The sequence below is a fragment of the Pseudofrankia coriaricola genome (assembly GCF_001854805.1).
In the GTDB taxonomy this organism is placed as follows: Bacteria; Actinomycetota; Actinomycetes; order Frankiales; family Frankiaceae; genus Pseudofrankia.
Window position 1 is genome coordinate 1 of the sequence record NZ_MBLO01000273.1, and the last position, 14387, is coordinate 14387.

Here is a 14387-nt window from a genome sequence, read left to right on the forward strand (position 1 = left end):
CGCTGGTTGGTCAGGTTAGGGAAGGTGGACGTACGGTTGTGGTGTCTGGCTGGGCCGTTCCGGTGGGAGGTGCCCGATGGCCACATCTCGCAAGCCGACCGCGCCGACGGCGGAGGCGGTCGACAGGTTCTGCGGCGACTTCGATGACCTGTTCTGCCGGTTGGCTGAGCGCACCGCGCTGCGGCACTACCTGATCGGCCTGCTGCTGCCCCGGGAGCGCAACAAGACGTTGACGGAGCTTGCCGCTCTGGTTCCCGGTGCCGACCGGCAGCGGCTGCATCACTTCCTGCACGACGCGCCCTGGGATCCCGACGCTCTGGGCGCACGGCGGGTGGAGCTGTGGCGTCGGCACCCGGACCTGGGGCCGCATGGCAACGGGGTGCTCATCATCGACGAGACCGGGGACCGCAAGCGCGGCCATGGCATCGTGCTGGCGGCCCAGCAGTACATCGGCAAGCTCGGCCGCACCGCCAACGGCGTCGTGGCCGTCACCAGCCACTGGGCCGACGGCACCCGGCACGTGCCGCTGGGGGTGCGGCCCTACCGGCCCGCCTCCCGACTACCCGCCGGCAAGGCCGACCCGGCGTTCGCCACCAAGCCAGAGCTGGCCTGGGACCTGATCGAGGACGCCCGCGGCGCCGGGGTGCCTTTCCGCGCGGTGGTGGCCGACTGCGTCTACGGCGAGAACCCCAAGCTCGAAGGGCGGCTGCGGACGGCCAGGATCCGCTACGTGCTGGCCCTGCGCCCCCGCCACGGCACCTGGCAGTTCGTCGCCGACCCCGCCCATCCGCCGGCGTTCACCCCCGCCGAGGCCGCCGCCCGCCTGCCACTGGAAGCCTGGCGGCGCCTGGTACTGACCGACAGCCACAACCGACCGCTGGTCCGCCACGTCGCCGAGCTGGAACTGGGCCCCTGCTACGGACCGGCCCAGGGCACCCGCCTGATCGCCGCCACCGCCGACCCGACGGTCCTCACCGCCGATTCGACCTGGTTCATGGCCACCAACCTCTCGATGGCCGAGGCGGACCCGGCCGAGGTCTACCGGATCTACCGGCTACGGGACTGGATCGAGCACTACTACAAGCCGGCCAAGCACGAGCTGGGCTGGGCGGACTTCCAGGTCCGTTCCGAACAGGCCATCGTGCGGCACTGGCAGCTGGTGATGCTGGCATTCACCTTCAGCCTGCTGACCACGCCACCCCCCGACCAAGCCGAACAAGCGCCCCGCGAGGACCGCGGGGCGGCGGGGGAAAAATCCGCGGCGCCGCATCGTCTGGCAGGACACCCTGCGACAGGTCCGCGGCTGGCTGTGCCCCTGGGCACGCCTGCAGCTGTACTGGCACCGCTGGTCGACCGCCCCACCCCCACCAGAACTGGCAGCGCTACTTGACCACGTGAGCCACTCCCACCCACTGGTCGCCCCAACCTGACCAACCAGCGTTAGTGGAGCCGGGACGCTTCGCGCCCGGCTCCACCCCAGCCTCACCAGAGCGAGGCGTAGGTGGCGGCGCCGTTCGGGTTCTCGTTCGGGTTGAGCAGGGACGAGTGGACGTTGCCCGCCTCGGAGTTGTTGAAGTACGTCTCGTAGGCGAGCGCGTCGGCGTTGGCCTTGAACGTGTCGTACATCTTCCTGATGTAGAACGGGTTGTCCCCGCCGGCCTGGCCGGACGCGCCCGCCCCGGTGTCCGAGGTGGAGACGAGGCCCCATTCGGAGACCGAGAACTGCTTGCCGTGCTGCCGGGCGAACCGGATCACGTCACACAGCCCGGCGCTCGAGTTGCACGATGAACTCCAGGACGACTCGTTCAGGCTCGGCGGCCACATGTCGTAGTTGTCGATGCCGATGATGTCGACGTAGCCGTCACCCGGGTAGGCGTCGTACGGACTGCCGCTGTGCGCGTTCATGGTCCAGTCGATCCGGGCCTGCGGGTCCGTCGAGCGGATCGCGCCGACCACCTGCTGGAAGCAGCGCTTCCAGGTGCCCACGTCGGTGTTGCCGACGGACCAGGGGAACCAGTCGCCGTTGAACTCCCAGGCGAGCCGGACGATCGTCTTCGGCCGCCCGATGTTGTTCAGGTAGTTGCCGAACTGCGCCCACTGCGATGAGTAGGCGCCGTTGGCGCACGACCCGAAGTCGCCGCCGCCTTCGGGGAAGAGCGGCTGGGAGATGACCATTTGGCCGTCCCAGCCGGCGTACTCGCCGCCGATCCACGGGTTGGTTATGTCGTTCCAGTTGTCGCGCACGGTGTAGCCCATGATCACGGTCACCTTGGAGCCGCGGAACTGCTCCCAGGCCGCGACCTTGTCTCGGCTGCCGACGACGATGCCGGACAGTCCGCCTGGGACCCGTCCGCCGCCTCCACCGCCGCCAGCGGGCACGGCGGGTTTCCCGGGTGCCGCGGTGCCTGGCGCGCCGGTGCCCGCGGGCGACGGCGACGCGGAGGCCGGGCCGGTCGGGGTGGCCGAGGGATTCGCGCTTGGCGATGTGGAGGCGGACGCGGAGGGGGACGGTGCTTCGCTTGCGAGCGCCCGGCCGAGACCGCCGTCGAGGGCGGAAGCCCCGACGACGAATTTGTCGTCGCCGCCGTGCGGCGCGATGGCGAACCCGACGCCGGCCACGGCGACCGCCAGCGCGCCGACTGCCGCGGTCCAGATCAGGAAGCGCCGGTTGCGGGCGGCGCGGACCGGGATGCTGTGTGCCCCGGTGCTGTGCGCGCCGGATGTCCGGCCGGTCGTGACGATCGTGGTGGGGGAGGGTGGTCGGCTGCTGGCGCGGCGATCGCTGGCACGCCCGGATGGCAGCGGGCCGGTATCCATGGATGTCGCCGAGCTGTTGGCCCGGTGTCTCACGGGAGCGTCCTTCCGCCTGACGGCTTACTTGACGGCGCAACTGGGTGGCGGACGGTCAGCCCTCGCCTTCTGACAGCCGAGCCACGCACTCCGTCCGCGGAATGCCGGCCCCTCCCTGTCGCCCGGCGTTCCGCACCTGACAGTTACGTCAGTGTTTGGCGGAGCTGCTCCAGCACCATAGCCCGGTGGTGCCTGCTCCCGGTCGAGCGGGTGCGTGGTCTTTCGGTCCGTCGCTCAGGTGAAGGCGTGAAGTTGTGATTGCTGTGTCTCTCTGTTCAAATCTCGCGCCGCGTCGGTAGCCGCCCGGATCGTTTACGTGAATGAGTTAGGCGAACGACTGTCGGCCGGCCGGTGAGGCCGGGCCGTGACCGGCGGTGGCGGGCCGTTGCGTCCAGGCAGCCGGGCCGCGCCGCCCGTGCGTGTGCCCGGGAAACCGGTCGGCGCGTCACGCGGGGGCGCGGCCGCGCGGTGGCTGGGCATGGGATGAATATGTGCTGGCCTTGGGCGCATCGCTCGTCCACTTCGGGCCGTGGCCGGGCGGGGTTGTGTCACAATGGCCCGCGCGGCGCTGGGGCGCCGCGGCCTACCCGTACATCACCATTGCCCAGCTTGCTTCCGTCCGACCTCGCCGAGAGATCCCCCTCCAGACAGTCCGGTGAGACCGACGGTGGGCCCTCGGCGGCTGATCGGTGAGGTGGGCGGCCGTGGCCGCGAGCACGAGGAGCTATCGATGTCGCAGGCGGCAGTGGTCCACGCATCGCGCCGCGGGCGCCATGCGTGGAAAGCCCTGTCGCGCTCCGGACACTGGGCCTCGGGCGCCACGGCCAGCAGGTATCGAGCTATCCAGGCAGGTTCCTGACCCGGCCTGGCGCTGGCCGATGGCCTGGGAGACTGCCTCAGGCAGCCCGGGCCGCCGGGATGAGATCATACCTTCCGCTTAATCCGCTCCCGGTGCCGAACAACTTCTATCAGCCTCCCGGATCAGCACCTCGAGACCACAGCCAGGAGAACCGCGTGTCCCAGACTCCGCCCGAAAACACCCCCGGCGGGTGGGGCCAGCCCGGCAGCTATGGCGGCCCACCGCCCGGCGGKTTCAGTGGGCCGCCGCCCGGTGGCTATGGAGCACCGCCCGGTGGTTATGGGGCACCGCAGGAGCCAGGCTATGGGTATGGCCAGCAGCCGCCGGCGGGGTACGGCGGCCTGCCGCAGTACCAGGGAAACAACAGCGGCTACGGAGGCGGTCGGCCACCTTACGGAACGCCGATTCCGAACTACCTGTGGCAGTCGATCTTGGTGACGATTCTCTGTTTCTGGCCGACGGGCATCCCGGCGATCGTGAACGCTTCTCGGGTGCAGAGCCGCCAGACCGTGGGTGACATCCAGGGAGCGCTGGACGCCTCCAGGAAGGCGAGGACCTGGTGCATCGTGTCGCTGGTCGTCGGGCTGCTGGTGCTGGTGCTGTGGATCACCCTGATCGCGAGCGGCGCGATGGACTTCTCCTCGGAGACCTCCTTCAACGCCTGAGGGCCTGATGCCGTCGGCGTGAGACCTCGGCGTCAGACCGAGGCCCGTCCGCCGCTCGCCATCGCCGACTTCTGTGACCCACCCCTCTATGGATCCGCCGGACCGCCACAGCCCCGACCCAGCAGACTTCACTCTCCTTGAACGCCATCGCCACCGCCCCGGCTATCAGGCCGGGGTACCGGGTATCACCGAAAGGCGCGGCCGCGACCGTGACGACACCACCGCCGTACGGCACCCCAGGTCAGGACCCATACGGCCAGCAGCCGGGCCAGGATCCATACGGCCAGCAGCCGGGCTACGGATACGGAACGCCACCACCTAGCTACGGCACCCCACCACCCGGATACGGCGCGCCGCCGCCCGGGTACGGCCAGCCGGCCGGGGGCTACGGCTACCCGCCCGCGCCCGGCGGGTTCGGCCCTCCGCCGGGCGGCGCGCCGATCCCGAACTATCTGTGGCAGTCGATCGTCGTGACCCTGCTGTGCTGCCTGCCCGCCGGCATCGTCGCGATCGTCTTCTCGAGCCGGGTGCAGAGCCGCCAGGCCATGGGTGACATCCAGGGAGCTCTGGACGCATCCAAGAAGGCCAAGACCTGGTGCATCGTCTCGGCCGCCTCCGCCGTGGCTGTCTGGGTTCTCTACCTCATCTTCTGGATCGCGATCGCGGGCGCCGCCCTGAACGGCGACTAGCGGCGACTAGCGGCGACTAGCGGTACCTCGCCGATCCGACCCGAGACCGGCCGCGCTCCAGCGCCAGCACGACGTGCCGGCGCTGGAGACGCGAGGTCACTCCCAGCGGAGCAGGTCGCCGAGTGGCCGGCGGGCCAGGCCTCTCGCCGCGGCCGCGCCGGTAGCCGCGCCCAGCGCTAGCGTGCCCGCCACGAGGGCGACGAGGAACGTCGCCGAGGGCGTGAGCCCAAACCCGGGGCCGAGCCCGATGTCCCGCGCGACGGCGTCGCTCTGGATGCGGAAGACCAACAGCCCGAGCGGTAGCCCGATGACCACCGCGAGCCCCGCCAGCACCGCCGCCGCCAGCGCGCTCTGCCCGATCAGCTGGCGCGGCGTGCAGCCCAGCGCGCCGACGACGCCGATGTCCCGGGCGCTCTCCCGGTTCGATGCGAGCAGCGCGTGCAGCATGTTGGCGAGCGCGATGAGCACGAGCACCCCGGCGATCAGCGTCGTCACCGTCTCGATCACCGTGCGCCCGCCGACGTCCGGGCTGTGCGTCTTCAGCTCCACGCCCTCGCCGAGCCGGGTCGCGAGCGCTGATTGCACCGTGTCCGGTGAGGTGCCTGGTGTGACGGTCATCCGGTACTGGTCGGGCACCGCCGTCGGGTCGATCGCGCGCAGGTCCGCCAGCCGCATGGCGAACACCCGCCCGGTGTCCTCCGAGGTCCGATACCAGCCGACGACGCGGACGTCGCGGGCGACGCCGGCGATCTCGACGGTGGCCGTCTGGCCGACCCGCAGGCCCAGCTGGTCCAGCAGGCCGTAGCCGACGGCGACCTCGCCCGGCGCGGTCGGCAGCCGGCCGGTACCGACCGAGTAGGCGGGCAGCGTGTCGCCGCCGAGCGCGCGGACGCGGAACGTCTGGCCGTCGTAGCTGCCCCGACGCTCCGTCTCGGACCACCAGCCACCGATCCCCGGCGTCTGGTGGAGCGCCGCCTCGACCGTCGCCGGCGCGACGTCGCCGCGGCCGGCGAACACCTGCCAGGGATCGCCGGTGAACGACGGCCGCTCCAGCGCCTCCGTCACCGTGACCATGAACCCGCCCGCGACCACCGCGCCCATCACCGCTACCAGCATGGTCAGCCCGGTGAGCGTGGCCCGGCCTGGCCGGGCGGCGAGCCTGCCGACGCCGAGGAGGCCGAGCCGGCCGGGCACCAGCGCCGTGAGCCGCGCGAGCGGGCCGCCACGGCGTGCCGCGGCCGGCGCGTCGCGCAGCGTGTCGACGATCGACGCCCGCCCGGCCCGCACCGCGCCCACGACGGTCGCGAGCGTGAGCAGTCCCAGCAGGATCGCGCCGGTGAGCAGCAGGCCGCCGGCCGTCCAGTGCGGGCCCTGCGGGCCGGTCACGGTCGCGCCGAGATCCAGGCTCGGCGCGAGCGCCCCGGCGACGAGCCAGCCGAGCAGGGCCGCGACCACGCCGAGCGTCAGGTGCTCGGCCAGCAGCGCCGCCGTCAGCTGGGCCGGGCGCACCCCGACCGCGCCGAGCAGCGCCATCTCACGGCGGCGGGCCACCATCCGGCTGGTCATCGACCCGGCGACGATCACCGCGACCGCGACCAGCAGGAAGGCGCCGAACGCGCTCACGAGCTTGCCGAAGATCTGCCCGACGTTGAGCAGATCGCCGCGGGTGTCCGGCCAGGTGTTGGTGCCGCGGACCTGGTCACCGAAGGACCGCACGACCGCGCTGGCGACGGCCTCGGACGAGACGCCGTCGGCCACGTCGAGCCAGTAGGTGACGCCGACCGTCTCGGCCGGCGCCCGCGGACCGCGTGAGGCTTCGCCATCGGGGGTTCCTGCCGGATCGGCGGCAGGGTCCCTGCCGGATCCGCGAAGCGGATCTGGGAGGTCGGCGATCTGGGAGGTCCGACGCGGCCCTCCGGCAGGCTGGCCGATCCGGGACAGCCCGGCGTCCGCGACGAACATCCTGGCCTCGTCACACTGCGGGAAGCCGCAGTCGGTGAGCTCGTTGGCCGTGCCGGCGAGGGTGAAGGTGACGTCACCGCCCGGTCCGCGCAGCGCGACCTTGTCGCCGGGGCGCAGGCCGAGCTCCTCGGCGGCGCTGCGTTCGAGCACTATCTCGTCGGGCCCGCGCAGCCAGCGGCCGGCGACCAGCAGCGGATGGTTGACCGTGACGTCCGGGTCGTCCAGCGCGGTGACCTGGCCGCTGTACTCTTTGCCCGCACCGTCGGGTCCCCGGACGACGAGGGTGGTTTCGAGGTCGCGCAGCGGCCCGGTGACCGCCCGCACCCCGGACATGGCGGCCAGCGCGTCGCCCAGGTCATGATCGCCGGTGCCGGTGGCTGGTGCTTTTGCCCGGACCACGACGTCGGCGACGTTGGTGCGTGCGGCGAGCCGGTCGACGGCGCCGCCACCCTCACTGGAGACGGCGAGGCCGGTGGAAAGCCCGATGGCGGACAGCGCGAGCATCCCGACGGTGACCGCGAGGCCGACGCGGCCCCGGCCGCGCAGCCCGGCGAACGCGAGCATGAAGACGGTGCGCATTACCAGCTCCCCAGCCCAAGCAGGTCCGCGAGGTCGTTGCCCTGGCTGCCGCCGCCCGGCGACGACGCCGTGGCGCCCTCGTCGAGCGACGCCCCAGCCGTCGCCGAGGCGGCGTCGCCGCCACCCGTGCCCGCCGTGGCATCCGAGCTCTCCGGCTCCTCGGCCCCGGCGCGGCGACCGGCGGGCCGGCGCTCGTCGACGATCTGCCCGTCGCGCAGGAACACCACCCGGTCGGCGGCGGCGGCGACCGCGTAGTCGTGCGTGACCATGACCAGCGTCTGGCCGCGCCGGTGCTCGTCGCGCAGGAGCTCGACGATGCGGCGGGAGGCCGCGGTGTCGAGCGCTCCGGTCGGCTCGTCGGCGAGCACCAGGTCCGGCCGGCCGGCGACCGCGCGGGCGATCGCGACCCGCTGCTGCTGCCCGCCAGACAGGGTCGCGGGAAGCGCCTGCGCGAGGTCCTCGAGGCCGACCGCGCCGAGCACCTCCGAGGCCCTCGCCCTGGCCGCCCGCCGGCCCGTGCCCGCGACCCGCAGACCAAGCTCGACGTTCGCGCTCACGTTCAGGTGCGGAACCAGGTTGTACGACTGGAAGACGAAGCCGACCCGGCGGCGGCGCAGCAGCGCGCGCCTCGCCGGCGACATCGTGGTGATCTCTTCGCCGCCGATGCGGACCGAGCCGGAGTCCGGCGTGTCCAGACCGCCGACCAGGTGTAGCAACGTCGACTTGCCGCAGCCGCTTGGGCCGACGACGGCGACCCACTCGCCGGCGGTGACCGTCAGCGAGATGCCGCGCAGTGCCGCCCTGGCGCGCTCGCCGCGCCCGTACGACCTGGCCAGCTCGGTGATCGCGAGAATAGGTGTGCCGGTGGGGGCGGTGGTCGTGTCCATCGTGACCATCGGTCAGGTCCTCCCAGGGGGGGCGAGGCGAGCTTCGACCACGTCGAGCCAGCGCAGCTCGGCCTGCAGGTGCAGCACCGACGCCTCGCGGAGCAGGTCGCCGATGCCGGCGACGGCGGGATCGGCCGGGTTTGCGCCCGGCGAGGTGGAACTCGGGTCGTGGCCGGCCGTGTCGTGGTTGGTCTCGGATTCCGGCGCGGCCTCGGCGAGTGCCCGCAGTGCCCGCAGGCAGCGGGTTCGGTGGGCCGCGAGGGTGCGGGCGACGCTGCCGCTGCCGGTGTTCGCCACGTCTGCGCGGGCTCCGGCGGCGTTGGCGTCGTAGATCAGGCCGGCGACAAGGCGTTGGACGACGTCGCTCTTGCCGACCGGCAGGTCGCTCGGCTCGTCCAGCCAGCCGCGTAGCGCCTTGCGGCCGATGTCGGTGAGTTCGTAGACCTTGCGGTCCGGGCCGTCGCTGCCCTTCTCGACGTGGTGCGTGACGCTGCCGTCCCGCTCCAGCCGGGTCAGGGTGACGTAGATCTGCCCGACGTTGATCGGCGGCGCCACGTCGCCGAACAGCTCGTCGTGCGCGCGCTTGAGCTCGTAGCCATGGGCCGGGCCACGGTCCAGGAGGGCGAGCATCAGGTACCTCACGGCACCACGTCGGACGGCGTCGCCGCGGGCGTCCTCGCCGCCGCGGCCGCGCCTACATAACGGTTCTGCATAACAGTTATGTACAGCCGTTAGGTAGTCTCGTCAACACCCGGTCCCGCGGGGACGGCGCCCCGCCGTCCCGACCGGGTGATCGCGCCTGATCGCCGAGGGACACGATGTGGTGGGGGGGTCCGTGTCGGCGGACTGCCCGACCGGATGGCCACGGGGAGCGACCTTGCGATAACGAGCAGGCCCGCTTTCGCCCGTCAGGTGGGGTGACCCGCGGTTATCGCTTTCAGGGGTGGTTACGGAGGGGCAGGATCAGGAGGGTGCGAACACGGCCGGCATCTGACGATGACTGGGCCGGAATTTGGCCGATCTGGCACGGACAGGTGTCAGCCGGAGATCTGCTCATGTGGCGCCCGGACACCTCGGAGGCGGATGCCCGGAAGCTGTGGATGCTGCCGCCACCGGCCGCCGTGCTCGTGATGGAGGACGACGCGGGGGACGGGCGAATCGTCGCCTCCGCGCAGATCACTCCCGCGCAGGCGGGTCTCGGCGACCACGTGGCACAGCTGATCTTCATCGCCGAGCCGGCGCGCATCGCCGAAGGGCTGGAGCGGGAGATGGCCCAGGCCGCGATCGAGCACGCCACCGAGCTCGGCTACCGGGCGATGCAGTCCACCGCGGTGGTCGCGGGCAACACCAGGATGGTCGCGATCTGGCGGGTACTCGCGTTCCGCGTCATCGGCACGCTCCCGTCGGCCTTCCGCCACCCCCAGGGCGGCGACATCGACCTCTACGTCATGCACCGCTTTCTGCCCTATAAGACCTACCGCCCCCGCCGCCTCGACTAAGCGGTGCTCATGGGCCGCCCGGCGGGCGGCCCTGCCGAGCGCTCGACCGGCGGGACGACCGGCTACTGGGACGGCCGGCCGGTCCGCCAGTCCGGGGAAGCCGGGTCCGTCTCGGTGTCTCGGTCTGTCTTGGTGTCCCGGTCGGTGCCGGTGTCCCAGTCGGGATGCTCGGCGGCCGCCCACCAGGTGGGGACATAGCCGGTGCGCATTCCGGCACGGGAGAACGGGTCGCGCGAGGCCATCCAGAGGTGGCCGCAGATCGCGAAGAAGATCCCGTAGGCGAACACGTCGTGGACGAACGTCGCGCCCGTGCGGTACCGGTCCGGAACGTCGAGGTCGGCGCCGAACCACATCAGCAGCCCGGTGCCGAGGAAGACGACGATCGAGCCGGCCACGCCAGCGGCATACAGTTTCTGGCCGGCGTTGAACTTGCCACCAAGACGCGTCTGGCCCGCGTCTGGAGCGCCGGGCGCCGGGACGACGCCGGTGGTCATTCCGCCGGCGGACGAGGCCCAGGACCGGCGACGAAGCCGGCGGGCGGGGCCGGCGAGAAGGTGCTCGCGGAGCCACGCGCTGTCGGCCGGGCCGAAACGGTTCAGCTCGGCCGCGTCGCGGCGGAAACCACCGCTGTGTCCGCTCGTGGGCCGCCGCCCGCGTGCGGTTTCGTCGTTTCCGCGCGTGCTTTGGCCGAATCGGCCGAGGAGCCGGCGTGCGCGGGTTTCCCCGACATCCTCCCGCCACCACCGGTGGGGGCTGAGGAGCCAGCCGAGCAGGGCAGGGACGGGCAGCGTCAGTCCGCTGTAGAAGTGGATGGTCACCACCAACGCTCGCCGGCCGACCAGGATCGAAAGCTGCGGCAGGTAGAGCACGGCCGCAGTCGCGATGCAGATGCCGAACACAAACGCGGTTGTGCGATGGACCCAGCGGGTGCTCAGGCCGAACCGCCGGATCTCGCCGTGGCGCGATTCCGCGGTGGCCTCCGGACGGCCCTGGTTCCGTTCGAGGCGTCCGTCCTCCAGGCCTCCTGGGCGGATGTCCACGGCTCAGACCGGCTCGTCGTCGCGGCCGTTGGACTTACCGATCCAGGCGTCGACGTCGTAGCCGCGCACTTCCCACCAGCCCGGTGTCACCTTGTCCACCAGCTCGATCTCGCCTAGCCACTTGATCGACTTGTAGCCGTACATCGGGGCGACGTAGAGGCGGACGGGCCCGCCGTGCTCGTAGCTGACCGGTCCGTCCAGCATGCGCAGCGCCACGAGCACGTCCCGGCGGCGGGCCTGCTCGATCGTGAGGCTCTCCTCGTAGAGGCCGTCGAACGAGCGGAAGGTGACGGCCCTGGCCGACGACTGGGTGCCAACGTGGTCGAGCAGGTCGGGGAGCAGGATGCCGGACCAGTGGACGTCGCTGACCCGCCAGCCGGTCACGCACTGGAAGTCCTCGGTCATCGCGGTCTGCGGCATGGCCTCCAGCTCGGGGAGCGTGAGCGTCATCGGCCGGTTTACGAGGCCGTGCACCTTGAGCTGGTAGTCGGCGGCGGTGAGCCTCGGGACTGACGACGCCACCGAGTAGATCTCGAAACCGGTGCCCGGGATGAGCTCGGTAAGGCCGGTCGGGTCGCGCCGACGCAGCGGCGCGGTGAGCTTGTCGACGCCCTCCTCGACCTCCGCGCCGACGGCAACCCCGGCGGCGCCCAGGGCGATCAGCCCCAACACCATCCGGCGACCCACCGGCGCGCCCTGCACCACGGTTCCAGTGAACACCGTCACGGTGCCGCGGCGCACCCACCCGGTTATTCGTTCGACTTTCGTAATAGTCGGCGCCTGGCCGGCGATCAGCCGCGCGACGACGGCGGCGGGCCGGTGGCCCGGGCGGCCAGCCCGAGCCACCGGCCGATCGGCCGGCCGGCTGCGATCACGCGGTGACGTCGCGGCGCGCCAGGCTGGTGATGCCGGCCGTGGCGAGCGCGACCGCATAGAGGATGCCGAGCAGGAGCGGGCCGCGGTAACCGGCGACCGAATTGCCGCCCGTGCTGATGTTGGCGAACACCAGGCCAGGCAGGTACTTGGTCGCGTCCGGCCAGGCGTTCTCGATGATGTGCTCCAGCGGGCCCGTCCAGGCGAAGGCGACCAGCACGGCCGCCGTGGTTGAGCGGATGAGCAGGCTCAGCGCCGTGCCCGCGATCGCGAAGCAGGTCGTCCCGATCAGCACGTTGAGGTAGTCCTTGCCGGCTCGGCGCAGCGCGTCGTCCGTCCACCACTGCCCGGTGTCCACTCCCCGGATCCGCGCCATCAGCACCGCCGTCGCCGCGCTGATCACGAACGCCCCGACGAGCGCGACCGCGAGGATGGAAAGGAGCACGCCCATCCTGCCTGCGAGCCAGGAGACCCGCCGCGGTTCCCGCATGAAGATCATTCTGATCGTGCCCTGGCTGTACTCGGTCGCGAGCATCGCCGCGCACAGCAGGAGCAGCAGCAGGCCGGTGAAGGTCGAACCGATCCGGAAACCCAGGATGAGCCCGGCCGGCGTGGCGAGCGCGGGCAGCGTGGGCAGCAGCGCGTCCGGGTTGCCGAACGCGGCGGGCGGGCTGTCCTTGGCGAGCGCGAAGGTCAGGACGGTCGACAGGACGGACAACGCGGCAAGCGCGCCCACCGCGACTACGGTCGTCGGACGGCGCAGCTTGTGCGCCTCGGACCGGTAGCTGCGGGCTACGGCGAGCAACGGGCCGCGATCCGCCGATCGGCTCCATCCGGAGGCGGGCGAGCCGCTGTCGGTCCGAGCGGCGGCGCCTCGGTCGTCGTCGACCCGGTCGTCGGATGGCCGGCCGCCCGCGGTCTGGTCCGCGCCGACCTGGCCGTCGACGGGCTGTGCGGTCAGATGCTGTGCGGTCAGATGCTGTGCGGTCATGCCGCGTCTCCCATCAGACGGCCGGCACCTTGGGCGACCAGGCCGGTGTAGCGCTCCTCCAGGGTCACCCGGCTCGGGGCGATCTCAACCAGCGTGATCCCGTGCGCGTGCGCGGCCCTGTTCAGGTCGCCGAGCAGGGCGTGCATCGCGTGCTGAGGATCGTCGTGCTCGCTCCCCGGCGTGCCCGGCGCCGGCGGCTGCGCCGATCGGCCCGGTGCCCCTCCGGATGGCAGCACCGCCGTCACCAGGTCGCCGGCGCGCTCGACCTTGAGACCAAGCCCCGCCGCGAGGTCGGCCAGCATGCCGAGGTCGTCCAGGTGCTCGGGGCGCAGCGTCACCCGCGCCGCGCCGGCGGACAGCAGCCCGTCCGGCGGGCCCTGGTAGGCCAGTTCGCCCCGGTCCACGACGATGATCCAGTCACAGATCTGCTCCACCTCGGCGAGCAGGTGCGACGAGACGATCACAGTTCTCGGCCGGGCGACAATGGCGGAGCCTCGCCCGGCCGAGAACTCGTCAGCCGATATAGTTCTCGGCCGGGCGACAATGGCGGAGCCTCGCCCGGCCGCGGACTCGTCAGCCGATACGGTTCTCGGCCGGCTGTCGCGGACCGCCAGGTCACGGATCAGCTCGCGCATCAGCCGGATGCCCATCGGGTCGAGGCCGTTCGTCGGCTCGTCGAGCACCAGCAGGTCCGGGTCGCCGAGCAGCGCGGCGGCGATCGCGAGCCGCTGCTTCATGCCGAGGGAGTAGGACCGCACCTCGTCGTCGGCCCGCTCGCCGAGTCCCACCTCGTCGAGCACCTCCTCGATCCAGGTGGGGTGGTACTGGCCGGCGAGGATCGCCAGTGCCTCGAGGTTGCGGCGCGCCGAGAGCCGCGGGTAGAGAGCCGGGCTCTCGATCAGCGCGCCGACCCGCGGCAGGTAGCCGGCCGGCTCCGTCAGTGGGCGGCCGAGCACGGTGCCCTGTCCTGTGGTCGGGCGGACCAGACCGAGCAGCATGCGCAGGGTGGTGGTCTTGCCGGCCCCGTTCGGGCCGATGAAGCCGGCCACCGCGCCAACCGGGATGCGTAGATCAAGGTCGTTGACGACGGTCCGCCGGCCGTACCGCTTCGACAGGCCGCGCACGTCGACCGCGGCGGGATCCGCGTCCTCGGCCGGCGATCTCTCTCCGGGCGACGAGGCGGGCCCCGCGGCGGCCTGAACGGGAAGCCGGGCGGGTGGCGAGGCGGGCCGGCTCTCCCCGCGTCGCTGTTGGGTCGATTGGTTCATGCCGATCAGACTGCGGCGCGCGCCGTCTCCCGTCGTCGGCCCAGCGACGGCATCCGCCGTACGCTCTCCGCCGTAGCCGCCCCACCGGGCGCGCACACTAGCGACGGCGCCTTAGGCGCAGCGCCAACTGAGCCACGTCCTCAGCCCGGCACGACATCAGCCACGGCCATACAACCTGTACCAGGCACCACCCAACGAGGACGCTCAGCGTCCGAGAGGCGGGCG

Annotated in this window: 12 protein-coding genes; 4 read left to right on the top strand and 8 right to left on the bottom strand. The window is 72.0% G+C overall.

The window, feature by feature from the left end; genetic code table 11:
• Nucleotides 1-76: 76 nt before the first annotated feature.
• On the top strand, nucleotides 77-1390 hold the full coding sequence (locus BCD48_RS43260; RefSeq protein ID WP_083418132.1) for an IS701 family transposase: 1314 nt from the start codon (nucleotides 77-79) through the stop codon (nucleotides 1388-1390).
• Between the two features lie 92 nt (nucleotides 1391-1482).
• Here BCD48_RS43260 and BCD48_RS43265 read toward each other — a convergent pair whose 3' ends face one another.
• Nucleotides 1483-2850, bottom strand: coding sequence for a glycoside hydrolase family 26 protein (locus tag BCD48_RS43265; protein ID WP_241842434.1), 1368 nt, complete (start codon nucleotides 2848-2850; stop codon nucleotides 1483-1485).
• Between the two features lie 918 nt (nucleotides 2851-3768).
• Between BCD48_RS43265 and BCD48_RS55260 the strand changes: the two genes are divergently transcribed.
• Nucleotides 3769-4374 (top strand): CD225/dispanin family protein, encoded by a 606-nt coding sequence (locus tag BCD48_RS55260; protein WP_274536642.1) that lies wholly within the window; start codon nucleotides 3769-3771, stop codon nucleotides 4372-4374.
• 209 nt (nucleotides 4375-4583) lie between these two features.
• A complete protein-coding gene (locus BCD48_RS43270; RefSeq protein ID WP_071054408.1) occupies nucleotides 4584-5063 on the top strand; it encodes a CD225/dispanin family protein in 480 nt (159 codons plus the stop codon).
• Between the two features lie 96 nt (nucleotides 5064-5159).
• On the opposite strand, the gene BCD48_RS43275 is transcribed toward BCD48_RS43270, so the two are convergent.
• Genes BCD48_RS43275 through BCD48_RS43285 form a run of 3 tightly spaced genes read right to left on the bottom strand, consistent with a single transcriptional unit; the run spans nucleotide 5160 to nucleotide 9133 of the window.
• The gene (locus tag BCD48_RS43275; protein ID WP_071054410.1) at nucleotides 5160-7604 is read right to left on the bottom strand and encodes an ABC transporter permease; all 2445 of its coding nucleotides are present in this window, start codon (nucleotides 7602-7604) and stop codon (nucleotides 5160-5162) included.
• Complete coding sequence (locus BCD48_RS43280; RefSeq protein WP_083420098.1) at nucleotides 7604-8500, bottom strand: ABC transporter ATP-binding protein; 897 nt, start codon at nucleotides 8498-8500, stop codon at nucleotides 7604-7606. The genes BCD48_RS43275 and BCD48_RS43280 overlap by 1 nt, the downstream gene beginning before the upstream one ends.
• 3 nt (nucleotides 8501-8503) lie before the next feature.
• Nucleotides 8504-9133: a PadR family transcriptional regulator gene (locus tag BCD48_RS43285; RefSeq protein ID WP_241842436.1), complete on the bottom strand. Its 630-nt coding sequence runs from the start codon at nucleotides 9131-9133 to the stop codon at nucleotides 8504-8506.
• A 392-nt stretch (nucleotides 9134-9525) separates the two neighbouring features.
• Here BCD48_RS43285 and BCD48_RS43290 point away from each other — a divergent pair, with 392 nt between their 5' ends.
• Entirely contained in the window at nucleotides 9526-9990 is a 465-nt protein-coding gene (locus tag BCD48_RS43290) for a GNAT family N-acetyltransferase (RefSeq protein ID WP_349308097.1), read from the top strand.
• A gap of 62 nt (nucleotides 9991-10052) precedes the next feature.
• Here the strand turns inward: BCD48_RS43290 and BCD48_RS50360 are convergent, their stop codons facing one another.
• From BCD48_RS50360 to BCD48_RS48240, 4 genes are all read right to left on the bottom strand, one after another.
• On the bottom strand, nucleotides 10053-11030 hold the full coding sequence (locus tag BCD48_RS50360) for a hypothetical protein (RefSeq protein WP_071054414.1): 978 nt from the start codon (nucleotides 11028-11030) through the stop codon (nucleotides 10053-10055).
• A gap of 3 nt (nucleotides 11031-11033) precedes the next feature.
• Nucleotides 11034-11705: a molybdopterin-dependent oxidoreductase gene (locus tag BCD48_RS43300; RefSeq protein ID WP_198543640.1), complete on the bottom strand. Its 672-nt coding sequence runs from the start codon at nucleotides 11703-11705 to the stop codon at nucleotides 11034-11036.
• Between the two features lie 196 nt (nucleotides 11706-11901).
• Nucleotides 11902-12894, bottom strand: coding sequence for a DUF2705 family protein (locus BCD48_RS43305; protein WP_241842437.1), 993 nt, complete (start codon nucleotides 12892-12894; stop codon nucleotides 11902-11904).
• Nucleotides 12891-14162 carry an ABC transporter ATP-binding protein gene (locus BCD48_RS48240; RefSeq protein ID WP_241842438.1) on the bottom strand — a complete coding sequence of 424 codons (1272 nt, stop codon included), beginning with the start codon at nucleotides 14160-14162 and terminating at the stop codon, nucleotides 12891-12893. The genes BCD48_RS43305 and BCD48_RS48240 overlap by 4 nt, the downstream gene beginning before the upstream one ends.
• Nucleotides 14163-14387: the final 225 nt, after the last annotated feature.